The organism is Legionella anisa, from assembly GCF_001467525.1.
Lineage (GTDB): Bacteria > Pseudomonadota > Gammaproteobacteria > Legionellales > Legionellaceae > Legionella > Legionella anisa.
Map to the genome: position 1 here is coordinate 1 of NZ_LNXS01000006.1, position 23,395 is coordinate 23,395.

Below are 23,395 nucleotides of genomic sequence, written 5' to 3' on the forward strand. Positions count from 1 at the left end.
CCCTTTGGCTCTGTTTGCAAAAGGGAATTTAAAAAAATGAGAGGATCACTCAGGGCTTCGCCTGCACCCAGGCTACATTACTGTCATCCCTGTAGACTTAGAATACTTATTTTCCCGGTTAAATTTTGTGAGGAACTCTCAGGGCTTGTCCGCGGGATCCAGAAGATCTACTAAGAGACAGTTGCAAGTAACCAGGCTACGTTTACTTCAGCACCAGCCTACATGGTTATCAAATAATGTTTCTTTGGAATGGAGGCTCTAGGTTTTTGAAGAGGTAGGGGTATACCATGTCTCTTCACGGATAATTTGTTCCCACCAGGCAGACATTTTTTCCTCATTCATTTCGTGCCATTCAACAGGATGTAGTACCAAAGCATCAGCCATTCGTTTTGATAAATCATACATGGCAAGTCGTTTGGGAAGAGAGTCTTTCTCCCATGCTTCAATCGCCTGCTGAACATTATCCCCTTTCTTGAGATGTTCACTAAGACTTAATGCATCTTGGATGGCTAAGGAAGCGCCGTTTCCTACATGAGGTCGTAATACCGCACTAGCATCACCCAGTAAAAGAGCACCTGGAACCACAAGACGATTGACACAAACATCAACAATTTTCTGCATGAACGGAGATGACGTATCGAGAATTATTTGTGCAGCTACCTTAGGCAATTGATTAAGAGCTAATTGATGTAGATGTTCTTTTGCTTTTGCGGAAAAGTCGATTAAAGAGGTTGGGCCTAAACCCTCTAGATCTGCAATCGCTATTTTTTCATAAAAAACCCAGTTTAACTTATTCGTTTGATGATGATAGACCGGATAAGTTAATAAATGTCCTTTGTTATAGCAGTAATAAAGCCCCTGATCATTGAAAAGAGTATTATTTTTTATCTTCTCAAATTCCAGTGTTCCACGCCATGCAACATAACCCGAATATTCCGGTTGCACATTGGATACCAATTTTCTTCCCAGAGATTGAACACCATCAGCAAAAACAATGAGATCAAAGGGCTGTGTTTCTCCAGACTCTAAAGTGACTTGGCCAGGGCCTTTATCATGGAGCTGTACATCAATGACTTTTACTCCATGACGATATATCGAGTTTGGTATTTTTTTTCTTAAGTTAGTGAATAAAGTATCCCAGTGGAGACTTGCCATGGACATTTCCTGTTTCCATAAAAATTTTCCGTGAAACGGTTCGTTATCCGCTTGGCAATAAAAACTGCGCGCTTTGAGTGTATGAGATAAGGTATCTGGGTCAATAATATTTTTGGCGATTAAGATATTCAGTAATTCAATAGAAACGGTAATACCCGCCCCACGTGATTTTAAATCATCTGCTCGCTCAAAAACAGTGACGGGGAACTGGTCTTTCAATAATAAGGCTAAGGCACAACCTGCTATAGAACCCCCAATAATAGCGATTTTCAACGTAATTTCTTCCAGGAAATTGAATGAATACGATGGATTATATAAAGTAACAAAACAAAATCAATAAAGACCAATTAAACGCACAGGAGCTTCGGTTAACTCAGCGATTTTCATAGGCAAAATCATGCTGTAGGCGCCAAATACGGGTAATTTTGTTGCATTAAAAACATTTTCAACTATATATTTCTCGTTTTCGAGCATCAACTGGTGAACAATATAGTCATTTTCTGGTCTATCCGGAGACAAGGTATCAATCCCAATGCCTGCGCAATTTCGCTCCAGGATTAATCGTGCAGCTTCTTCGCTAATACAGGGAAAAACCAAATTATTTCTATAGTGTTGGGCATCATGCCAATTATTTTCCCATCCAGTATAAAAAATAACAAACGTATGCTCAGTAATTGTTCGATGTTTTTTCTCGAAATCCAGAATGTCCTTCCTGGTAATACTGTAGCGCTCATGCGACTGAGGGCTTACATCAATAACCACACATTGAGTAATTAAATGATGATCAATAAGATCAAGTTCGGCAACGTGAAGCCCATTTTTAATACAATGAGCTGGAGCGTCAATATGGGTGCCAATCCCTGCTGGCATACTCATTTCTTGCACTTTAAATTGTACTGCAGTAGAACATTCGTCATAATTTAGGATTGTTTTATGACTAAAGCCACAGCCTATATCCCAGGATGGACTTTCTGGCGAAAGTGTATGGGTCATGTCAATGATCTTAAATGGAAAAGTCATTTGGATTCTCAAAAAAACGATACGTTCTTATGTTTTGCCATAATTTTGCGAAAAGGAAAATAGGGTTTTGTTTCTTTCTAAGGTTGTAGCCTGGTTGCTTGCAACCAGAATCGGATAACTTCATCAATTGTTAGAATTCGAGTTCAGCACCATCCCGGTTGCAAGCAACCGGGATGCCAAGGTATTTTTAATTAAAGTTCCAATCAGCAACTGGGGTTTCTGAATATTGATTTTTAGTATATTGCTCCAGCATATAATTAAAATCATTTTTGTGTTTCGTAAGATGTTTTTTTTGCCAGATACTTCCATTTTGATTTTTATACAGCCTGGTTTTAATGATATCTAAATAAAAATGGGCATCTACAGAGTTTATTCCCAAATCTTCAAGTCCTTTTAAAGCGAGCGGGACTAAGTTTTTTAAAAGAGTTCCAGCCTTTATCTTACCGGTAGTCCAATTTAATCTCGCCTCTAATCCATAACGAGCTGACTCATAAAAATTTTTTAAAGTAGATTCATGGGTTATTAAAGAAGTCAATGAAGGTAATGTGTTTGCGTAATAATAAGTGATGCCATAAAAAAACGCAGCATTTGCTATCATATCGATTACCGTTGGGCCTGTAGATAAGGCGCGGTGTTCTATTCTCAGATAAGGTTCACTCTGTTTATTAAAATCTAAAATAGGTCTGTTCCAACGAAAGATGCAACTATTTTGACATCGAACATGGAACATATGATCAATAGGTTCTTCATAAGCTGCCAGAGGCAAGAGATAAGGAAAATTTTTTAAATTATTTTCAAAAATGGGGAATAGAGTCTCTTGCATATAATTAGGTTCAAAAAAAACGGTTTTTTGCAATGGATGAGGAAATGTATAAAGTTGTTCAAAAATACCAATTCGTGTTTCGCTCCATAAATTTTTTCCACAAAAGTAAGGTGAATTACTGCTAAGAGCTAATAAGGGAGCTGATAATATTTGAATAATATTAAAATAATGAACTAATTGATGTTGAGGAACTTCTATATGAAGTTGCAAGGCACATATTAAACCTTCTATAGCTAAAGATTCTGGAGATAACAGGAGATTTTCATTTTTTCCTTTGATATGAATGGATAAAGGCTCTTCTTTGCGGTATTGGGTTACAAACTCATTCATTAAAAGAAAAGCATTCTTAGGCGTAATATAGGAAGATCGAAAAAGAGCAGGGTCTGTTTGCGGTATTGAGCCTATAAGTGCTAAGTGATGCCCCGTATTAAGTGCTATTTCGCAACATTTATTCCATGTCGTTAAAATATTTTGATGCAGAAGAGATAAAAAATTATCTTTTAAGGGAAAAACGGGAGTGTTAATTTCCAGTTGAGTACCTCCGGCTTCTCTTACCAATTCTTGATTTTTTAATTTTTTCGTAAAAAGAATGTTATGGGGCGTTAACTGATATTCTTTATCCAAAATAAGAAATTCAATTTCAGCACCTGCATTCATATGCTCCGATTTAAAATAATTTTTTGTGAACCATTTTTCTAAAAGCTGGGTTTCAGCAATTAAATTTTTTTCAAATAATTCACAATCAATTTTATAGTTTTCAATTTTTTTAATGCGCATTGCACAGTCCTTAGTATTTACAACTAAAGCTTTTGTAATGAAGTACTTAAATTTGCTTCAACCATGAAACAATGGTTCACCGGAATAATTTGCCATTTAAATCCATTATTGGTTGATAATTTTTCAGAAGCAATGATGATGTATTTGTAAATGGTTTCTTTTGATGCTTTTTGCACAGGATCTTCTTCTACGGAGAAATACATCGTTTCCGGTTTAATGCATGGAGAAGTACACGAGCGAAATGCAACGATTCTTTTTCCATCTGTAATGCAGATATTAAAATAAGACACACCTTTTTCATGATGTTTTTTTACTAATTCGTTAATTATGTTCAATGCTTTTAGCAACGTATCGTATATATCATGAGCGTTTTTTATTGTTACATTTTTTGCTAATTGCAAAAATAATGCAAAAATCAGTTCTGAGTCTGTACTGCCTTTAATCCAATTATAAATATCATTGTCCAATAAATTATGAATGTGACGTTTAATTTTTTCAAAGTAGGGTATCCATCCATTATGCATAAATAACCATTTTTTATAGATAAAAGGATGACAATTAAATTGAGAGATCCCTCCTGTACTTGCTGCACGTATATGGCCAAAAAACAAATGAGATTGGGTCTTTTTTGCCAAATAAGTTAAATTCTGATCATTCCATGCGGGGAAAAGTGATGTGAATAAAGCAGGTGTTCTAGAGAATGAAGTGTACCACCCTAATCCAAACCCATCGCCATTAGTCAAAGTACGCGACTCACGGGCAAGAAGGCTTTGCTTTATAAGCGAATTGTTCGGTTTTATTAAAAGATCCGCTAATAAAATATTTTCTTTTCCTATATAAGCTACAAATCGACACATAATTTGTCCTTATCGAGGCTTAAACGATCCAATCATTGTAATTTTAGGAGGGGAAAAATGAGATGTCCAAAATAAACATTCAAATCATTACTTTTTTATTCATTGCTATTCATGTTAACCAGACTTCATCTCGTGGTTTGTATTAGTATCTGCTGCCAATTCGACTCTCTTAGTCAAGAGGGTGCGATTACAATTTGGTATGGGATGTTGTGTAGTATAATTAATAACAATGGGTAGCCACGGACGTAGGCAAGATGGAAAAAAATAAATGGGAGTTTTGGATTGATCGAGGCGGCACATTCACCGATGTTGTCGCGTGCAGTCCTGAAGGGCATGTAAGCAGCCATAAATTACTTTCTGAAAATCCTGAACGCTATCCAGATGCAGCTATCCAAGGTATTCAAGATATTCTCAAATGTACCTCTATTCCAGCAGATGACATTGCATTCATTAAAATGGGAACAACAGTAGCAACGAATACCTTACTTGAGCGAAAAGGGGCGAAAGTGCTTTTAGCAATTACTCAAGGCTATGCTGATGCATTACGAATTGGGTATCAAAATCGTCCCGAACTTTTTGCATTAAATATTAGATTACCTTCTTTACTTTATAACGATGTGATTGAAATTAAGGAACGAATTGATGCAAAAGGTACAGTCCTACACCTCTTAGATGTAGAAACGTCCCGAAAAAAAATGGAGCAAGCCTATGCTAAAGGATATCGCACGCTTGCTATCGTATTGATGCATGCTTATCACTTTAGTCAGCATGAAAAAAAATTAAAGGAAATTGCTGAGGCAATAGGATTCACACAAATTTCGGTGAGTCATGAAGTCGTACCTGTCATGAAATTGGTAAGTCGTGGCGAGACCACTGTTGTTGATGCTTATCTTTCTCCAGTGCTACAACGCTACATTCAAAGTCTGCAAAATAAGTTAGGAAAAATTCCATTGTTTTTTATGCAATCAAATGGGGGGTTGGTGAGTGCAAAACTTTTTCGGGGTAAAGACAGTCTTTTTTCAGGTCCAGCAGGAGGCGTAATAGGTATGATTAAAACCAGCCAATTCGCTGGTTTTAATCAGGTTATTGGCTTTGATATGGGGGGAACGTCAACCGATGTTTCTCATTTCGCAGGCGAATACGAACGCAGCTATGATTATGAGTTTAGTGGAGTACATATTCGAACGCCAATGATGTCGATCCATACTATAGCAGCGGGGGGAGGGTCGATTCTTAATTTTGATGGTCAACGTTATACGGTAGGACCTCAATCAGCAGGAGCAAATCCTGGGCCTGCCTGTTATCGTCGTGGTGGTCCACTCACTATAACCGATTGCAATGTGCTGCTTGGCAAAATTCAACCTCAATTTTTCCCTAAAATCTTTGGTTCTACAGCCAATCAAGAAATTGATGCGCTCATAGTGAAGGAGCATTTTCGGGATTTAGCAAAAAAAATCCAAAAAGAAACAGGAAGTAAAAAAACGGTTGAAGAAGTTGCAGAAGGTTATCTCAACATCGCAGTGGAGAATATGGCAAATGCGATAAAAAAAATTTCCATACAACGTGGTTATGATGTGAGGCAGTATGTCTTAAATTGTTTTGGTGGAGCTGCAGGGCAGCATGCATGTAGGGTTGCTGATAACTTAGGGATCAAAAAGATATTAATTCATCCCCTGGCTGGTGTACTTTCTGCTTATGGAATGGGATTGGCAGAAATCAGCGTCATGCATGAACAAGCAATTGAAAGAGCATTGCAGCGCGGTATTCTTTCTTTTTTGCGTCCAAATTTTATAAAAATAGAGCAAAAAGCACATAAGGCATTAAAATCCCAGGGATTAACCAATGCGGCTGTGACATGCAAACGGCAAGTGCACTTACGTTATGAAGGCTCAGATACCACATTACTCGTTGCATTGGGAACCATTAAATCCATGCGGCAAACATTTATAGAGCAACATCGTAAAACTTTTGGATTCGCTTCATCCAGAAAAAAACTGATTGTTGAAGCTATTTCTATAGAATGTGCCGTTCCTAGTAAAACCTCTATTGAATTGACTGAAGAAACACTAAAGCACCGTCCTGAAAATAAAATTCCACACCGTGAGACAGTTAAAATTTTTACTCAGGATTCTTATCATAAAGCGTCCGTGTATGACCAAGGTGAATTAATTCCTGGGGATTGCATTCAAGGTTGTGCCGTAATTATCGAAGCCAATGCGACCACCATTGTGGAACCGGGTTGGCAAGCTGAGATGACTGCACAAAAATACTTATTATTAACACGATATCAAACCCCGGCTGCTAAAGGAGTCACTACGCAAATTGATCCTGCTCTGTTGGAAATATTTAATAATCGCTTCATGAGTATCGCGGAGCAAATGGGCGAGGTTCTACGTAAAACAGCAAGTTCGGTTAATATCAAAGAACGCCTTGATTTTTCCTGCGCTGTTTTTGATGAACAGGGCGAGCTCGTTGCCAATGCGCCTCATATTCCGGTGCATCTAGGCTCCATGAGCGAAAGTGTTAAATCCATATTAAAGAACAATCCGAAGATTCATCCTCACGATGTATATGTCTTAAATGCGCCTTACAATGGTGGAACCCATTTGCCGGACATCACTATGATCACTCCGGTTTTTGATAAGCAAGGAAGTAATTTGTTATTTCTGGTTGGTTCGCGCGGGCATCATGCGGATATTGGAGGGATTACTCCGGGATCTATCCCCGCAGAAAGCAAAATTGTCGAGGAAGAAGGAGTACTGATCAATAATTTTAAAATCATGGATCAAGGTCGTTTTTTAGAAAAAGCGACGTTAAATTTGCTCACTAAAGCAAAATATCCAGCGCGTAACCCGCACCAAAATTTAGAGGATTTTAAAGCGCAGATTGCAGCAAATGCTTCGGGTGTGCAGAGTTTATTGGATTTAATTGCGCAGTTTGGTTTGGACGTCGTGCATGCGTATATGAAACACGTACGTGATAATGCGACTGCATCAGTAGAGCGTTTATTGGGTAAGCTGGGTAATGGCCATTTTACTTATGCATTAGATGATGGAAGCCAAATTAGGGTCGCATTGAGTATTAATAAACAAACAAAACGGATGCACATTGATTTTACTGGAAGTTGCAAACAACACCCGGGCAACTTTAATGCGCCCACAGCGATTTGTAAGGCTGCTGTTTTATATGTTCTGCGCTGTCTGGTTGCTGAAAATATTCCGTTAAATAGTGGTTGTTTTGTACCGATTGAGCTGATTATCCCTGAAAAAAGCATTTTAAATCCAAGTTATCCTGCTGCGGTTGTTGCAGGTAACGTTGAAACGTCTCAATGTATTGTTGATACCCTGTTTGGTGCATTAGGAGTAGTCGCTGCATCCCAAGGAACGTGTAACAATTTCACTTTTGGCAATAAAGCGTATCAATATTATGAAACAATTTGTGGTGGCGCTGGGGCTGGGCCTGACTTTGATGGAGCTTCTGCAGTTCATACTCATATGACGAATACGTATCTTACCGATCCAGAAATTCTAGAATTGCGTTTCCCAATTCTGCTCGAGCAATTTTCCATTCGCAAAGGAAGTGGGGGAGGAGGTTTACATTGTGGTGGGGATGGTGTCGTTCGACGGATTCGTTTTTTAGAGAAGATGATCGTAAATATTATTTCCAGTCATCGTGTCATTCCTCCATATGGGATGCAAGGAGGGGCTTCGGGTAAGCCCGGACACAATTGGGTTCAACGTGCAAATGGTTACGTAGAAGAATTAGGGAGTTGTGCACGTAGAGAAATGCATCCAGGTGATGTTTTCATTATTGAAACGCCAGGAGGTGGGGGATTTGGTAAACCATAACCTAAACTAAAAAAGTCCTTCAAAAACCATTTACACCGTAATGGTGCCCTATTTCGACGCTCCGCGGCTTGTCCCTGAGAGATCCTCACAAAATTTAACCAGGAAGAATGTTATTTGTTGCCCGTCATCCCTGCCTACGCAGGGATGACAGCCTTTTAAACATCACCGTAAACTATAGAATAGGTTTCCTGGTTAAATTTTGTGAGGATCTCTCAGGGCTTGTCCGCGGAATCCAGGAGATCTACTCTGCCGGATCCTGGATCCCGCAGACAAGCCGCGAGACGTAGATGAAAAGGCTTCACTCCGAATTCTATTAAAAATGTGCCACAAAGCGCAGTATTCCATTTGTGCCTTGGGCGCGATTTCGGGCGCCTTGCTCAGAGTATACATTTAAAAAAATAAAGTGGTTTTTGCTAAGGCTATAGACCATCCCTGGACCAATTGCCCAAACACGTTCCTTGCGATCGGGAACCCCAACACCATTTACCAGAGTGTCGGTAATCTGATTGAAAAAATAGCCATTTACGCCCACAGTGAACTTCTCTATTATGGCATAACCTACTGCAATATCCCCAAAAACAGCTTGTCCTGCTTGTGTGGAATGGACAGTGGGTCCAAAAGCAACGTTAGGACTATGATTGACACCATTCCATAGATAATGCAGCCGTGCAGCTGCAGATAATTTAGGTGTCATCCAAAACGTAAAAGCCCAGTAGGGATTTAACGACAAAAAATGACTGCCGGGGTTAATTGCATTGAGGCTGCTGTATCGCCCTACTGGTATCACTACATCCAGTTCAAAGCGCTGAACAAATAAAGGCCCTTTTCCGTCTTTTCGCATAATCGGATCAAACTGCAGCGCAGGCCCGACCCACCAATCACCAGGACCATTATCAGCTTTTAGAATCATATTATCTAATCCATCATCCACACGGGCATTAACTACCCAAGGCAAAAGTGTGGCAAAACCTAAATTAGCCCCGAAAATTTTTTTTGTCGTTACATAGATAAACTGAGTCACATTTGCAACAACATCAAGTTCAGTACGTGGCAGAGGAAGTTTATTGCCCTTGTTATCATTAAACCGATTGGAAGTGTAGTACTGAAAATAATCTTGGAAATAAAAGCCTGGGCCAGAAGGAGGGCTCCCATCATAAAAACTGGTATAACCCAGATTAACAACGGGTTGATCATAAGCAAGCGTTGATGAAGAGGCTAATAAGAATGCCAAGCTAAAACAAAAATGCAGTATTCCTTTCCATTGCATAAAAAGTTGTCCTTTCTAAAACCTATTTCTTTCGTCTTTCTATTGCCGACTGAACTGTACCGAATTAACCGAATTTTTCAGGACTCGTTATTGTATCGTGGAAGATCTCGATTATTCTTTTTTGTATAATTAAATTATTACTCTTTGATAATTGAATGAAATTATGTCTGATTTATTTCAGAAGAACAATATATTGCTGCCATATCGGGTTTTTATAATTTGGGGCTGCTGAAATTGGTGGTGGGTGAGCGATGAACGATTTCGAGATCTAAGATAATATGGAAAAACGCTACTTGCAAAAGCAGAAGAATGAGCGAAACATATGGGATGTAACATTTTGATGGAGATTATACTATGCGTACTGCATTTATCGGCTTGGACTATATTATTGATATTATGCATCCTCAAGGAAAAATCGCCCGTTCCGCTTCACATGCACAGGAGCGTGATGTAATTAAAAAAGTAAATAAGGCGCTGGAGATTGCAAAACTAAAAAATTGGTTAGCCATAATGGTTAAAGTGGGTTTTAGTACACATTATATAGAGCAACCGAAACACTCTCCTCTCTTTGGTAAAGTTCATGAATTGGGTGCACTTAAGTTAGGTACTGAAGGAACTGAATTTCATCCGGAATTGCAAATTGGTGATAGTTTAGTCATTGTTAAACCTCGAGTTAGTGCCTTTTATGCAACGGCACTTGATGCTGCATTACGAGCAAATCAAATTGAACGACTTATTATAGGAGGAGTAAGCACTTCTTGGGCGGTGCAAAGCACGGCTCGCGATGCCCATGATCGTGACTATAAGGTTTGTATCGTTGAAGATATATGTGCAGCAGCGAATCAGGAGGAGCATCAATTTTCCATCCAATTAATGGAGAAAATAGCACACATAGTAACGGTAAATGAATTAAAAGGTATTTGATGCAGGTTATTTCTAAGGCGATACACGCAGTAAAAGATGAGATTCTGCTATGGCCGTTGATAAGAGGTATTATTGTATTATTGCCTTTCGCTTTTCTTTATTTGCATACCAATAATCCACGTTGGCTCCAGTCTTCTGTATTGACTATGGCAACCCTGATTGTAGAAGAGCGACTGGCACTGACTGCATTAGGCGTATTACTCCATGGCAGTATGATTATTGCAATGTTTTATTTGCTCTTTTTAACCCAACTAAAACCTGTGTTGTATGTTGTTTCATGTTCCCTTGCAGCAACGATTGTGATCTGGGTAACAATAAAAGGAGAGAAGTTACGTCCTTTGGGAAGTTGGACTTTTATTCCTGCCATTATTCTTGCTACGGAATTTGCAGCTGAGACTAAGCCCGCAACAATGTTTTATCAAGCGCCTCAATTCTTACCTTATTTAGTGTTTGCATTAATCCCTACTTTATTGATCGCGCAGATTGATAAAATGAGAGCATTTTATAAAAAACGTGTCACACATTATCATCCCTTGCGATTGGGCGGTTTAGGTGATTTCGGAGAAAAAAAACCTTATATTGAAAGCCTGATCGCTATGGCACTTGCTGTTTTTATTTCTGCATTTTTAGTTGAGTATTTGCAAATGGAAAATGGCCAATGGATGATTTGGGGTGCGGCAAGTGTTGTGACCGGTAACATAACGACAACGCCACAAAAATTACGTCAACGTGTTACAGGGGTCTCCATCGGTGTCCCCTTAGGTATTTTATTAGGTCAATTTATTCCTGATACCCCTTTTGATTTGACTTTTGCCGTGTGTGGTGTTTTTTTAACTTTAGTGGCTTTTCGTCGTTATGCGGTTGCATATACTTTCCGGTGTTTCTTTGTTACAACAGCGGTGATACTGGCGACTCAGTCAGTTAGTGTTGCTTCAGAGCGCTTTACTCACGTTATATTGGGCGGACTCGTAGGATTCATGTGTGTTATGATCTGCCATTTTTGCTTACTTTACACAACAAAAAAATAAAATTTAAAATTCAGGTGTCATTTGAATTTTTGAACGTGTTACATTAAGGCTTAGATATATTTTATCAATGTTCTGTGTAGGAAGATTTTCTAATAAATTAAGCTATAGGGGGGTATAACTATGCATTATCGAATGAGTTATTCAAGCGCTATTATTCCTGTTTTATTGGTTTTATTGATTATCCCAACTATTTCTTCAGCAGCACAAAAATCTAATCTGCGGAATATGCGTTATTGCGAGATTATTTTTTCTAAAAGTATCAGTTATTATGCAGTATATAATACGATTGGACTTAATGATTGCCCACAAAATATTTGGGCTAAGATAACACCTAAGGATGTAGAAAAAGCGACAGGATCAACCCATGTTCACTTGAATGGTCCTCGTTACTGGACAATTGATGGGATGAAAAATTCTGAGCTGGTCAACCCCGATGTCATGACATTTAATGGGTTGGCTATGCGAGAAGCGGGAATACTCCGTATTCGTATAAAGGATGTATTATTGGCTGTTCCTTATAAGCTGCGAGAAGTTGCTCGTACAACAACGTGGGTTTATGATGCTGGAAAGCCTGTTTATGAACTCATTGACCCAAAGGGCAATGTGTTTGTCATGCAATCCTATAGTGTGCAAAAAGTACCACAAACAGAACAATCTCTAGCTCAGTTGGGTGCAAAACTGAAGTTGCCTGCCCATTGGCAATTTAAAACAGGAGTTCTTAAGAAAACAAGCACAGTACAAGCGATTGATAATATGGCTGTAGTTGTTCAAGATGATTTTTTAAATACTTATCAAAAAGCAACTCACGATTTGCTTGCGGATTAAAGAGAGCCACAATAAATGGAAAATTCGAATTGCTACGATCTCTATTTTTAATTCGATGTAGCTTTTTAAATTTCTCTGAATTAAGACGCATCATCTTGGAGTTCTTGCCTAACCTGTGAATTTTGCTTTAGTGCAAGGTGTAATCGTTTCGAGGGGCGAAATGGTTACGCTTTGCACTAAAGTAAAAGGCGCAGGTTATTACTCATTGAGCACTTTAATGGGAAATGGAGGCAGTTCTTTATGGGCTTTTAAAAAGTCCGTTATTTGTTCTCCATCCTTAACTCTTGCAGATGAATACAGTCCAGTAGTACATGTATTTTTAGTATACTTATCAGTAACAATCATGTAAGGACCTTTATTACGTACTATAGAGCACAGGCACTTTGCTTTTGTGGGATCTTTTTTATCAATGACGCAAGGACTATCCAAACACCATGCCCAAGGACGATCATTTTTACACATTGCATAAGATTTAATAGGATAATAGCGTGATTTAATGAGTTCTCCTTTATTCGTTTTCTTTACGCTAGAACACGACTTTGTACCTACGGAGTATCCTTTGTGTACACTGCAATGACAAGATACCCAACCTTTTTTTCCAGGTATTGGTTTACAGGGTGCTGTAGTACATAAAGCAAATTTGCTTTTGCAAAGAGTGAAATCAGAAGTTTTAGCACTTATGGGGAAAGTAAACATCAATAATAAAAATATAAGTAGATTTTTTTTCATGTTTTGTGTTCCTTATATTTGTTTTTATTTCCATACGAGAATTTCTGGCAATTTACGAGGTACTACTGGGTGAGTTCCGGCTGGAGTCCCTACAATAATGGGGGCAATTGCTGTTATATCAGAAGGAATATTCAGTTTTGTTTTCCATTCAGGAGTATTCAATGCTGAAACCGCAAGGCCGATAACACAGGTACCCAGTCCTTGAGCACACGCAGCGAGTATTAAGTTTTCAGCTGCCAACCAACAATCTGCAGCTACAAAATGGCCATGATATTTACTGTAAATAATGATGAGGGTGCTTGCATTATAAAATGCATGAAAATCAGGATCATTTATAAGTTCTTGCAGATATCTCATCTGCATTTTTGAATAGTTAAGGGATTCTGAGTATATGAGGGCTTTCACACTGTCTGATAAACGATCCAGTGTATTCTGATCTTGAATTACAGCAAAAGACCATGGTTCTTCATGCATGGCAGTAGGCGCTTGAACTGCGGCATCAAGTAATGAATTAATGGTTGTCCGATCAAGTTTTTTTGATGTGTAATTACGTATGGATCGACGTTTGTAAATTATTTCAATTTCGTGCATTAGGGCTTTTTCTTCCTTGTGTTTTTTTGAAGTAGCCATAATTTTCTCCATTTAAACCCTGTGACCTATATAATCACAGGAAAAATAACACATTTTTTTCATACGACGATTTCTAGGAGTTTGTTATGCTTGTTTTTCATGACAAACATAAGAACTCCTTTTCCTAGGGCGATGAATTGTTTGTAAATGATAAACCTCTGCTAGGTATGGATGTTTTTTCATAACATCAGAATAATTCCTTTTATGGTTCTTAAATTTTGGTTCATCTTCTCGCTTTGTCAAGTTTATCAAATCAGGCTCGATTGATTTAAGGAAACAAAGTATTATTGGGGGGTATTAGAAGTAACTCAAATAATCGTATAAGTAGCATTTTGGGATTGTTGATGATGTAATTGAAGAATGGTCGTTGCGCATTTCGATGTTTAGTGACTATTTTATGATTTATTCATTACCAATGAGGCGTGCATGTTTCGTTATAATATGGATCTGAAATACTATGTATGACGCGATTATTTTTGATTTTGATGGGGTTATTTTAGATAGCGAACCCCTTCACTATGAAGCATGCTGTCATGTACTTAAGTTATTAGGGATAACGATAAGTTATTCTGAATATATGAAAAAATATTTGGGTTTTTCTGACAAGGACATGTTCCCAAGGCTATTACTCAACGAGGGATTTAGCTGTTCCGATAGTGAAATCAAACATTTGATTCAACAAAAAGCCAGTGCCTACATCAACATTATTCGTAATCGAGACTCCTTACCTCTGATTGTAGATTTTGAGCAATTTATTTTTAAAATTGCTCCTAAGATTAATAAAATCGCCATTTGTAGTGGATCCAGCCGCAGCGAAATTACTGCCGTACTCTCTAAAGTAAGGCAAGGAAAATTACACGCTTATTTTAATACCATTGTTACAACGGAAGATGTACAGAGCGGAAAACCATCTCCTGAGGGCTATTTACTCACTGCCAAACGTTTAAAGGTTGCTCCTGGACGTTGTTTGGTAATCGAAGACACACTCCATGGAGTCAAAGCAGCTAAAGCGGCGGGGATGCAAGTAATTGGTTTGACGACAACCTATGACAAACATCAATTTTTAATTGCGGATAAAGTCATTACAGGGTATAGACAGTTATTAGCTCGAGTTTGGTAATGGTAAGCATTTACGCAATGGCGTCACCTTAAGGGAGTCTGGGTGAAGGTCCGAAGGACCGAAACCCGGGTTTCACTTCGTTTCACCCAGGCTACACGTATATCCGTGAGAGTTAGGTGTGTTTAAGTTGATGCCATTGCTTGAACGGTTACTGGTAATGTGTATTCATGTAGCCTGAGTGGACGCAGCAAAATTCGGAAAAGTTCTTGGAATACCCCTGCTTCCACTTAGTCATTCAAAATAAGCGGCTCTATTGATTTGCTAACCAGTCTTCATAAGTTAAAGCAAAGCGAAAATGATCACACCATACGTCGTTCATTTTTAAGTATCTTGGGGAGAATCCTTCTTTAAGAAAGCCATTTTGGGTGGCTAAATGAATGGATGCAGTATTAGTAGGTTGGATGTTTGCTTCAATTCGATGCAGTTTTAATTCTAAGAAAATTTCTTTTAAAACCAGTTTTAATGCGCGACTCATTAGTCCTTGGCCAGCATAGGATACCGATGCAAAATAACCCATGTACGCACTTTGAAATACACCGTGCACCATGTCATTAATATTGAATACACCGATAATGTCTTCATTCCGATTTAATGCTAAAAAACATCGGCGATCCTCGTGCTGATATTTTTGTAAATAGGCTTGAAACTCCTCATGGGTTTGGGGGGTACTAACAAATGGATAGTGAAAATCCCGGCTTTTTTGCATGGTCAGGAGAAAATTGACTTCATCATGCTGACTTAATGTACGCAGCAATAGTGTATTTGTTGTTTGCATAAGTATAAACGTTTGAGAAAGCGGACATATTATCACAGTTATCATGTAGGAGTTTAGGGTTTACCCTGAGGGTTTGAAACATCAAGGACTGATTTGAGTTGCAAAGCAAGTTCTTCATTTGAATCACTTTATTATTTGGGATAAAATCGGCAAAAAAATACTCAGGTCATTGAAATCATGCCACTAATTGTCAATTTATCAGCCATACATGCTTTGAAACCCATCAGCTCCTGTGTTCGATCATTTGAGGATATTTGTGATCGTTATTCTACAGGTTATTTCAGTTGTTGCTCCAGTTTCTTTCAATCATGGACAAATTATGCTTGGCTTTTATGTATCAACTGGGTAGGAATGACTCTAAATTGATACAACCTTATCGTTTAGGCAAACTCACTACAGAGCAGTTTCTGGAGCGTTTATTGAAAATTTTTTCATTTCTTGAGGATGCGTCCTGAAAAGAGGGACATGGAGGAGTTAAAAGACAAGCAGTTGTATTCCAATACGTTTGCAAAGATGCTTTTAGAAGATGCTTGGAATTCACAAGTTGGATGGGATGAGTCAAAGGCAGATTATCTCACCGCATTAATTCATGAAGCGGAGCCTAAAAGAGATCCTATTTATTTCATTGCGAACACCAATGAATTGCATGTGTTACAGATTCTCAACATGTTGCGAAAAGCCTATCCATCCATTAATTTTTATCGAAATATTGATTTAAGTATTAAAGAAGATAAAGAGCCAGTTGAAATTGCTCCCGGTATATTTCTTTGTTTATCTTATCGCTACCAACTATTTAAAACACAAGAGGAAAACCAAACGGTTGATCCCAGCTCAACTATGTCTTTACTCAATTATTTGGTTATGAAACAACTTACAGATGTCCCTGTTTCAGAACTTCGTGTTATTAGTCAACACCAAGAGGATTTGGTTGAAGCACTACGCGTTGGTATTGATGCGGATCATATTTATCAGGCTAAAGATTATTTTGCAGTTCAAACAGCAAATATGAAGAAAATGAATTAAGTCTATGGATAAGGTGTGTTTGGGACTCACATTATATTTTTTCTTACTAGGGAGTACCGCGAGTATGGCTATGGACATAGTAACCGTAGAACAACCTGAATACCGCCAGGTTCTAAAGAGCAAGGCTCAAGAAGTCCAGTTTCCTTTAAGCCAGGAAGATAAAGAGTTAATTGCTGCAATGAAGACGAAATTGCATGGATTGGGCGGGGTTGGCTTGGCTGCGCCCCAGGTAAACTGTGCAAAAAGAATAATTGCAGTTTATATTCCCGAAGAAGCGACTTTATTACGAGATAATGTTAAAAAATTCTATCCTATGCATATTATGATTAATCCAAATTACGAACCGATGGCAGGCTCTAAGATGCACCAAGATTTCGAAGGGTGCTATTCTGTTTCCAGCAAATCTGGGAAGGTTCCTCGTTATGAGCAAATCACTGTGAGTTATTATGATGAGTCAGGTCATTTTCATCAACAAATTGAAGAGGGATTTTATGCTCGGGTTTTACAACATGAAATTGATCATTTAAATGGTTTTTTAATTCTCGACCGGCTTACTCCAGATTGCATACAAGGTTCAGTGGAAGAAATGATGGCTTTACGGCGAGAATCGTTACCCCCAGAGAAAAGAGCCATATTTGATCAGGTTGTTGCGCGAAAGAATAAAAAATAACCTTGAACTTAAAGATTAACTTATATGAGTTCATCCGCATTATGTTGAGGAGTATTTTTTAATAGTTCAGCTAAATTTTGAGCAGTAAACTGAGCTTTTGCTTGCTCATAACCCGTTTCAGCAATTTCTTTGTATTTTTTGAAATCCAGAATGCCGTATTGGTCTATTTTTAAAGTAATACCATAATCTGCCATGGCCATCATTTTCGAGGTATTTTGATGAGAGCTTATGGTTAATAGCCTCAACACCAACTCACCTAGGTTAATAGGTAATATCGATTCTTTCCCCATAAATTTATTGTAAAGTAGTTTCCAACCAGAAAGTGAATAAGGTATTGGTGTTAATTTAAATACGTTATTAATACTGATATTGGAAGCAATAATTTTACTGCTATGTGAGTACTGTCTCATGACATTGGTGGGGATATTATTGAGTATTCCGCCATCAATCAGAAGTTTGTCATTAAAGGATACTGGCGGGTAAATAAAAGGTAGGGATATGCTGGAGCGAATGGATTCCCATAATCGTCCTCTATCATGGACATATAAATTTTTGCTGATTAAATCGGTTGATACGCAAAAATAGTTTAGCCATAAATCCTCGATTTGACTGTTTTCACCATAGAGCTCAATAAGACTGTCTGTGGCTCTTTTGCCTGTAGCAATTGCAATATAGGGAAAGGTAAAGTCAATCTTGGCTCCTTTGATTAAATGTTCTTCCACATATTTCAAAACATCACTAGAGGAATATCCCATGGCAAAAGCGGCAGCGAGCATTGCTCCCATACTTGTTCCGGCAATATAATCTATGGGTATTCCTCTTTCTTCTAATAAGCGATAAACACCTATATGCGCAAGACCTCGTGCTCCTCCACCACTGAGTACTAAGGAAATAGTATTGTCAGTAAAGATTCGCATCATTCGAGAAATACCTTCCTCCGTATTATTTCGAACATGGAAGTGACTGTTGACCGAGCGTTTTTCTAACCAGCTTTGCGTATTTTTTGGTGGGTTTGCCGTTTGATGAACAAGTACTAATACGTTGCGTTTAATAAAATTACTTTGCATCGTTAAGATGTAATTCTCTACTTCAGATAAGGCGGGATCGTGTTCTTCTGCAAGCGCTAAAAAAGCGAGTGAATCTGCTTGACGTACACAAAACTTTGTCCAGCTTGTTATTGTTTCATCGGCTAGATAGAAAATATAGGAGTATTCTTTTTCTAGTTGGTTAATCCATAAAATTCCTTCATTACTCATATTCCCATTCACATCCAGTAGATTTTTTCTATTTTCCAGATAACTGCTGTTTAATAAAAGGATTTTTTCTCCATAAGAGAAACGAAAAATCATTTCTTGCAATTGAAATTCGAGGTTTTGTATTGGTCTTATAGGGATTAGAGCAACGGATTTATCGCGTGTTGCAGGGCCATGAATTCCCTGCAGTGAATTGGTTAGTCGTTGAATGGTGAATTGGGTTATTTTATTCAGCAGCTCAGGAAATGTTCTGCACAATTTCAAAAAGTTTTTTTTCGATAATTTTAAGATAATACAGTCACGTAAGGTATAGACATTCGCAGAGCGGGGTAAATCAGATATAAGAGCCATTTCGCCTATAATTGACCCTTCATGTAACTCACCTTGAAACGTTATGTTTCCTTCAATATCGGTTATCTGGTAGTAAAGACGACCTTTAATTAAAATGTAAAGATCATTCATAGTTTCCCCTTTTTTAATCAAAAGGGAATCACTGGTTCGAGATTCTATTTCCAAAACACGAGAAAGTTTTGCAAGACATGCATCGCTCATTAGCCTAAAAGGTTCATGCTGTTTAATGAATTCAAAAATTTCTTGGGGTGTAAGTAATGGTTTATCCATATTTTATTATTAATCGAGATTAAACTAATTATTTTTATTATAGACATTGTTTTTTGGCGAGTAGGTGATGAGAGGTTTCTGCTCATTGCGTTTATCGGTGCGATATTGCGAGTCACTAAGGAAAACCATTATTTTTCAAAGGTGAACTTGACAAAATTGAATATAAATTTCTAAAATGCAAAGGGCTAAATTATATTTTGCCTTATAGCTTATTTAACTAACTCTAAAAGGAATTTAGTAATGAACAAATTACAATTAACAGGCGTTGCTCTTGCAATGGGTGCTGCTTCTATGTTTGCTTTAACCCCTGCTTTTGCTGCTGATACTTCTGCTGGCATGGTAAAATGCCAAGGTGGTAATGCATGTAAAGGACAAGGCGCTTGCAAAACTGCAGATAACGCTTGTAAAGGCCAAAACGCTTGTAAAGGCAAAGGTGTGGCTGAAATGTCTCAAGAAGACTGCCAAAAAGCTGGTGGTACTGTTGTTCAATAATTTCAATTTGAGTTCCGCATTACTCCAGGCATGTTTTGCATGCCTGGTTTCACATTTTTCCCCGGACTGAATATGGATATCCCAAAGTATAAAGTAACTGAAAAAATGCCTTTTTTAGGTTTTGGATTGGGATTACGACCTGATTATTATGAAGAAATCTTAGAACAAAAACCCAACTTGGATTGGTTTGAGATACTCACTGAAAATTATATGGTTCCGGGCGGTAAGCCACTTTATTATCTTGATCAAATACGAGCTCACTATCCTGTAGTGATGCATGGGGTATCTCTTTCATTAGGAAGCACAGACCCTCTGGATCGAGCTTATTTAAAGCAATTAAGCGCGTTGGCCGCTCGTGTCGAGCCAGTCTGGATTTCTGATCATTTATGCTGGACTGGGGTTAACGGCATCAATGCTCATGATTTGTTACCTGTTCCCTATACACGTGAAACTGTAAACCACGTTGTATCACGAATTCAGCAAGTGCAGGATTTTTTAGGACGTCCCATTTTAATTGAAAATGTTTCCAGTTATCTTACTTACAAACAATCTGAAATGACCGAATGGGAGTTTATCCAGGAAATTGTAAAACAAGCGGATTGTTATATTTTATTAGACATAAATAATATTTATGTGAGTTCTGTAAATCATCAGTTTAATCCTATAGATTATATTATGGCTATCCCTGCTGAGCGTGTAGCTCAAATTCATTTAGCGGGTCATGCAAATCACGGAAATTACATTATTGATACACATGATGCTCCAGTAATTCAACCTGTTTGGGATCTTTACGCTGCAACGTTACAACGTTTAGGGCCAATATCATCTATGATTGAACGGGATGACAATATGCCTCCTTTTGCGGAGTTGCTCGCAGAAGTCAATCGGGCACGACGGATTGCGGAATCGATTTTGGTTGAAGAGGTACTTGTATGATCGGGCTTTCTCAGTTACAAGATGAGTTTCAAAAATTTTTATTATCAGGACATTCTGCGATTCATGGTTCTATAGTACATACTGATTTGGTATCAGTGGATATTCGCTTAGGCATTTATCGTGATGCGTATAAACTTCGGCTTATTGAAAGTTTGAGTACTAACTTTCCTGCCTTGTATGCTTATTTAGGAACGGAAGAATTTAATAAGTTAGCGACTTATTACATTGATGCTCATCCTTCTTATTATCGCTCTATTCGATGGTTTGGTGATTTATTACCAGATTTCATTAAGCATAATTATCCACACTATTCACATTTATCTGAGCTTGCTGATTTTGAGTGGAAAATGGGTTTGGCTTTTGATGCTGCTGATGAACAGATAGTACGAGTTGAGGATATGGCAGTTATTCCACCAGAAGCATGGCCTAATCTTCAATTTGTTCTCCATCCATCGCTGCAGCGAGTCAATTATTTGGGAAACACAATTCCTCTTTGGAAAGCGTTAACTCATGATCAGGAACTTCCTGAATTGCAACAAAACTCTGTGCCTACATCCTGGGTTTTATGGCGATCCCCAGAAAACATTATTCAATTTTATAGTGTGTCTGATGAAGAAGCGTGGGCTTTAGATAATTTATCACAAAGGTTGTCTTTTGGTGCACTTTGCGAAGGGCTTTGCCAGTGGATAAAACCGGAGGAGGTAGGCATGAAGGCTGCTTCTTTTCTCAAGGGTTGGATTCAAAATGGTATGCTATCGCAATTGTTGATTGACGATTAGTTGCTTATTTTTCAAATAGACACTTCCTATTGCGAGTTAAATTCTCTCGTAGCATAATATGTGAACATTTTTATATTAGACCTCTTTGGAAACTCGCTGCAGGGGATGAATTGCGAGGAGACATGGAGTGCAGAACCGGAGTGTACAGCAGTCACATGAGGATTCGAGCACCATATCGACGAAGCAGTAGAGTTTCTGAAGACAATTCTATAGAGTGCAACCGGGGATTAATCAATGTCTGGAATTAAAATTGAAATTGACAAGGGATCTTCCATGACTCATTCGAGATCCGAAGTCTCCGATGATGCTCTTACTGTGGAAGTACAAGAAAGGATAATCGATAATCCAGGTGGTGGTGATTGCGGATTTTATGCGTTTGCTATAGGTTTAATCGATATTATCCTAAAAGAGTACGCACTTACTGGAAAAAGCAAAACTTATGACCAATGGAAGAGCCAAGGACTTAATCACGTTAGCTTGCAAGAGATTCTTGACATTGATTTAAATGAATTATACCACTCACCTGGAAATTATAAAAAAGAGCTCCTGTTCAAGTTACAAATGTCTTTACGAACTATTGCCTGTAATATCTATAAAAACGAACCCATCAACAGAATAAAAACAGAAGCCGTATTAAAAGATCGGCGAGCCAATATTGAAGCCACTCCAATATTTTGTAAATTTATGGAATTGGTCGACTTTTTCTTAGGAATAGGCGACTCACTTGCTAAGATAAGTCAATTTAACGAATTAGCTTTATCTCGAGAAGTCCAAGAGTTGGCAATGGAAACTGCTCAATCGCTAGTACCACTGCTAACAGATAAAAGCGAGAAGGAAGCAAGAAGAATACAAAATGCCCGTGTCAAAGAGGTATTACTGAAAGATATAGTAGTAGACGAGAAAGCAAATCCTGATTCAATTATTTTAAAAGGCATGGATAAGATAAAAGAAAAAGGAAGATGGGCAACCCATTATGACTTGAAAGAAATCGCCGATCAACTTCATGTAAATCTCCATGTAGTCGGTAAGGAGAACGGACGCGATACACCTTCTTACCCTGTCATTACCTTATATAACATGGGTAACTCCCATTGGACTACAAAAGTGACACTGGTTAGAAAAATTTTAACGAAACCTACCAAGCCGCTTGGGGACACTTCGCTACCTGGTTTAAGCAGTAAGAAAATAATTGAGTTAGAAACAGAATCTAAACCACCTAAAAAAGATACTGTTCCAAAAAAATTACCTACCCAAGATCAAAATTTCCCAAAAACAGAAGCAGGTACACAAAAGAAAACTCCACCTGAAGTAATGAATTCTGAAAAGACAAAGAGACAACCGCAATACTCTCTCAATAAACAAACTCTTTTTAACCACAGTGATGAGATACCTTTAACGTCAATGAGTTCAAAGGCAGATCGAAAAGAATTAAATCGATTAATTCATATAATCCATCGTGCAGTAATCGTGTATTGTACCTATAGTGATGGAATTATTTTTTCACTTTTACACAGACATGGTCAGTCCGGTAGGGGAAGAGCCAGTAAGTTTGATGAGGAATTTTCTTTAGTTGAAGACCTGGATCAGGCCAAAAATATGTTAATGGATTTTCTAGAAGATAGTAAAAACGGCAATACTCATCCTCATTCATTCAGGACTATGTTATTACAGGGGTTATTAGCAGCAAATGAGCCGCATCATAAAAAGGATTTAAACTATATATCTAAAAATTATTCGGCTCTTTTGGATGAGTTAAAAGGGGAGTTAACTCCTGATGAATTGGGAATTTTTTAGTGCTGAAACGTCAGATTTGAGTTCAAAATCTGACGTTCCACTAAGATTC

20 protein-coding genes are annotated in these 23,395 nt (G+C 38.1%); 11 read left to right on the top strand and 9 right to left on the bottom strand.

Annotation, left to right across the window (positions count from 1 at the left end):
* Positions 1-258: 258 nt before the first annotated feature.
* The 4 genes from Lani_RS02735 to Lani_RS02750 form a co-directional block, all read right to left on the bottom strand.
* On the bottom strand, positions 259-1,428 hold the full coding sequence (locus Lani_RS02735; RefSeq protein WP_019233863.1) for a Rossmann-fold NAD(P)-binding domain-containing protein: 1,170 nt from the start codon (positions 1,426-1,428) through the stop codon (positions 259-261).
* Positions 1,429-1,488: 60 nt separating this feature from the next.
* Positions 1,489-2,175 (bottom strand): cyclase family protein, encoded by a 687-nt coding sequence (locus Lani_RS02740; protein WP_019233862.1) that lies wholly within the window; start codon positions 2,173-2,175, stop codon positions 1,489-1,491.
* A 187-nt stretch (positions 2,176-2,362) separates the two neighbouring features.
* The gene (locus Lani_RS02745; protein ID WP_019233861.1) at positions 2,363-3,775 is read right to left on the bottom strand and encodes a glutamate-cysteine ligase family protein; all 1,413 of its coding nucleotides are present in this window, start codon (positions 3,773-3,775) and stop codon (positions 2,363-2,365) included.
* A 23-nt stretch (positions 3,776-3,798) separates the two neighbouring features.
* On the bottom strand, positions 3,799-4,632 hold the full coding sequence (locus Lani_RS02750; protein ID WP_019233860.1) for a class II glutamine amidotransferase: 834 nt from the start codon (positions 4,630-4,632) through the stop codon (positions 3,799-3,801).
* Positions 4,633-4,886: 254 nt separating this feature from the next.
* Here Lani_RS02750 and Lani_RS02755 point away from each other — a divergent pair, with 254 nt between their 5' ends.
* On the top strand, positions 4,887-8,480 hold the full coding sequence (locus tag Lani_RS02755; RefSeq protein WP_058388387.1) for a hydantoinase B/oxoprolinase family protein: 3,594 nt from the start codon (positions 4,887-4,889) through the stop codon (positions 8,478-8,480).
* Positions 8,481-8,793: 313 nt separating this feature from the next.
* Here the strand turns inward: Lani_RS02755 and Lani_RS02760 are convergent, their stop codons facing one another.
* Entirely contained in the window at positions 8,794-9,747 is a 954-nt protein-coding gene (locus Lani_RS02760; RefSeq protein ID WP_019233857.1) for a SphA family protein, read from the bottom strand.
* A gap of 354 nt (positions 9,748-10,101) precedes the next feature.
* Between Lani_RS02760 and Lani_RS02765 the strand changes: the two genes are divergently transcribed.
* From Lani_RS02765 to Lani_RS02775, 3 genes are all read left to right on the top strand, one after another.
* Positions 10,102-10,671: a cysteine hydrolase family protein gene (locus Lani_RS02765; RefSeq protein ID WP_019233856.1), complete on the top strand. Its 570-nt coding sequence runs from the start codon at positions 10,102-10,104 to the stop codon at positions 10,669-10,671.
* On the top strand, positions 10,671-11,699 hold the full coding sequence (locus Lani_RS02770) for an FUSC family protein (protein ID WP_058388388.1): 1,029 nt from the start codon (positions 10,671-10,673) through the stop codon (positions 11,697-11,699). Before Lani_RS02765 ends, Lani_RS02770 begins: the two co-directional genes overlap by 1 nt.
* A 120-nt stretch (positions 11,700-11,819) precedes the next feature.
* Positions 11,820-12,524 carry a hypothetical protein gene (locus Lani_RS02775; RefSeq protein WP_019233855.1) on the top strand — a complete coding sequence of 235 codons (705 nt, stop codon included), beginning with the start codon at positions 11,820-11,822 and terminating at the stop codon, positions 12,522-12,524.
* A 198-nt stretch (positions 12,525-12,722) separates the two neighbouring features.
* On the opposite strand, the gene Lani_RS02780 is transcribed toward Lani_RS02775, so the two are convergent.
* Together Lani_RS02780 and Lani_RS02785 are read right to left on the bottom strand one after the other, a co-directional pair.
* On the bottom strand, positions 12,723-13,253 hold the full coding sequence (locus tag Lani_RS02780; RefSeq protein WP_019233854.1) for a hypothetical protein: 531 nt from the start codon (positions 13,251-13,253) through the stop codon (positions 12,723-12,725).
* Positions 13,254-13,277: 24 nt separating this feature from the next.
* Positions 13,278-13,883, bottom strand: a complete 606-nt coding sequence (locus tag Lani_RS02785; RefSeq protein ID WP_019233853.1) for a nitroreductase family protein — start codon at positions 13,881-13,883, stop codon at positions 13,278-13,280.
* A 457-nt stretch (positions 13,884-14,340) separates the two neighbouring features.
* Here Lani_RS02785 and Lani_RS02790 point away from each other — a divergent pair, with 457 nt between their 5' ends.
* Entirely contained in the window at positions 14,341-15,003 is a 663-nt protein-coding gene (locus Lani_RS02790) for an HAD family hydrolase (RefSeq protein WP_019233852.1), read from the top strand.
* Positions 15,004-15,253: 250 nt separating this feature from the next.
* Here the strand turns inward: Lani_RS02790 and Lani_RS02795 are convergent, their stop codons facing one another.
* Positions 15,254-15,778 carry a GNAT family N-acetyltransferase gene (locus Lani_RS02795; RefSeq protein ID WP_019233851.1) on the bottom strand — a complete coding sequence of 175 codons (525 nt, stop codon included), beginning with the start codon at positions 15,776-15,778 and terminating at the stop codon, positions 15,254-15,256.
* A 465-nt stretch (positions 15,779-16,243) separates the two neighbouring features.
* On the opposite strand from Lani_RS02795, the gene Lani_RS02800 reads away from it, so the two are divergent.
* Positions 16,244-16,801: a hypothetical protein gene (locus Lani_RS02800; protein WP_019233850.1), complete on the top strand. Its 558-nt coding sequence runs from the start codon at positions 16,244-16,246 to the stop codon at positions 16,799-16,801.
* Between the two features lie 64 nt (positions 16,802-16,865).
* Positions 16,866-17,471 carry a peptide deformylase gene (gene def / locus Lani_RS02805; protein WP_019233849.1) on the top strand — a complete coding sequence of 202 codons (606 nt, stop codon included), beginning with the start codon at positions 16,866-16,868 and terminating at the stop codon, positions 17,469-17,471.
* A 20-nt stretch (positions 17,472-17,491) separates the two neighbouring features.
* Here def and Lani_RS02810 read toward each other — a convergent pair whose 3' ends face one another.
* Positions 17,492-19,345: a cyclic nucleotide-binding and patatin-like phospholipase domain-containing protein gene (locus Lani_RS02810; protein ID WP_019233848.1), complete on the bottom strand. Its 1,854-nt coding sequence runs from the start codon at positions 19,343-19,345 to the stop codon at positions 17,492-17,494.
* A 240-nt stretch (positions 19,346-19,585) separates the two neighbouring features.
* On the opposite strand from Lani_RS02810, the gene bufA2 reads away from it, so the two are divergent.
* The 4 genes from bufA2 to Lani_RS02830 all read left to right on the top strand — a co-directional run bounded on the left by bufA2 (position 19,586) and on the right by Lani_RS02830 (position 23,346).
* Positions 19,586-19,837 (top strand): BufA2 family periplasmic bufferin-type metallophore, encoded by a 252-nt coding sequence (gene bufA2, locus Lani_RS02815; protein WP_019233847.1) that lies wholly within the window; start codon positions 19,586-19,588, stop codon positions 19,835-19,837.
* A 72-nt stretch (positions 19,838-19,909) separates the two neighbouring features.
* Complete coding sequence (gene bufB, locus Lani_RS02820) at positions 19,910-20,773, top strand: MNIO family bufferin maturase (RefSeq protein ID WP_040522671.1); 864 nt, start codon at positions 19,910-19,912, stop codon at positions 20,771-20,773.
* On the top strand, positions 20,770-21,552 hold the full coding sequence (locus Lani_RS02825) for an HvfC/BufC N-terminal domain-containing protein (protein ID WP_019233845.1): 783 nt from the start codon (positions 20,770-20,772) through the stop codon (positions 21,550-21,552). The genes bufB and Lani_RS02825 overlap by 4 nt, the downstream gene beginning before the upstream one ends.
* A 234-nt stretch (positions 21,553-21,786) precedes the next feature.
* Positions 21,787-23,346, top strand: a complete 1,560-nt coding sequence (locus Lani_RS02830) for a hypothetical protein (protein WP_019233844.1) — start codon at positions 21,787-21,789, stop codon at positions 23,344-23,346.
* Positions 23,347-23,395: the final 49 nt, after the last annotated feature.

What these genes read in the sequence shown, in the direction of transcription:
- Lani_RS02755 (WP_058388387.1), top strand. Translation starts at nt 4,887, where the DNA reads ATGGAAAAAAATAAATGGGAGTTTTGGATTGATCGAGGCGGCACATTC.
- Lani_RS02780 (WP_019233854.1), bottom strand. Translation starts at nt 13,253, where the DNA reads ATGAAAAAAAATCTACTTATATTTTTATTATTGATGTTTACTTTCCCC.
- def (WP_019233849.1), top strand. Translation starts at nt 16,866, where the DNA reads ATGGCTATGGACATAGTAACCGTAGAACAACCTGAATACCGCCAGGTT.
- Lani_RS02795 (WP_019233851.1), bottom strand. Translation starts at nt 15,778, where the DNA reads ATGCAAACAACAAATACACTATTGCTGCGTACATTAAGTCAGCATGAT.
- bufA2 (WP_019233847.1), top strand. Translation starts at nt 19,586, where the DNA reads ATGAACAAATTACAATTAACAGGCGTTGCTCTTGCAATGGGTGCTGCT.
- Lani_RS02800 (WP_019233850.1), top strand. Translation starts at nt 16,244, where the DNA reads ATGGAGGAGTTAAAAGACAAGCAGTTGTATTCCAATACGTTTGCAAAG.
- Lani_RS02750 (WP_019233860.1), bottom strand. Translation starts at nt 4,632, where the DNA reads ATGTGTCGATTTGTAGCTTATATAGGAAAAGAAAATATTTTATTAGCG.
- Lani_RS02770 (WP_058388388.1), top strand. Translation starts at nt 10,671, where the DNA reads ATGCAGGTTATTTCTAAGGCGATACACGCAGTAAAAGATGAGATTCTG.
- Lani_RS02745 (WP_019233861.1), bottom strand. Translation starts at nt 3,775, where the DNA reads ATGCGCATTAAAAAAATTGAAAACTATAAAATTGATTGTGAATTATTT.
- Lani_RS02785 (WP_019233853.1), bottom strand. Translation starts at nt 13,883, where the DNA reads ATGGCTACTTCAAAAAAACACAAGGAAGAAAAAGCCCTAATGCACGAA.
- Lani_RS02765 (WP_019233856.1), top strand. Translation starts at nt 10,102, where the DNA reads ATGCGTACTGCATTTATCGGCTTGGACTATATTATTGATATTATGCAT.
- Lani_RS02760 (WP_019233857.1), bottom strand. Translation starts at nt 9,747, where the DNA reads ATGCAATGGAAAGGAATACTGCATTTTTGTTTTAGCTTGGCATTCTTA.
- Lani_RS02775 (WP_019233855.1), top strand. Translation starts at nt 11,820, where the DNA reads ATGCATTATCGAATGAGTTATTCAAGCGCTATTATTCCTGTTTTATTG.
- Lani_RS02740 (WP_019233862.1), bottom strand. Translation starts at nt 2,175, where the DNA reads ATGACTTTTCCATTTAAGATCATTGACATGACCCATACACTTTCGCCA.
- Lani_RS02825 (WP_019233845.1), top strand. Translation starts at nt 20,770, where the DNA reads ATGATCGGGCTTTCTCAGTTACAAGATGAGTTTCAAAAATTTTTATTA.
- Lani_RS02810 (WP_019233848.1), bottom strand. Translation starts at nt 19,345, where the DNA reads ATGGATAAACCATTACTTACACCCCAAGAAATTTTTGAATTCATTAAA.
- Lani_RS02790 (WP_019233852.1), top strand. Translation starts at nt 14,341, where the DNA reads ATGTATGACGCGATTATTTTTGATTTTGATGGGGTTATTTTAGATAGC.
- bufB (WP_040522671.1), top strand. Translation starts at nt 19,910, where the DNA reads ATGGATATCCCAAAGTATAAAGTAACTGAAAAAATGCCTTTTTTAGGT.
- Lani_RS02830 (WP_019233844.1), top strand. Translation starts at nt 21,787, where the DNA reads ATGTCTGGAATTAAAATTGAAATTGACAAGGGATCTTCCATGACTCAT.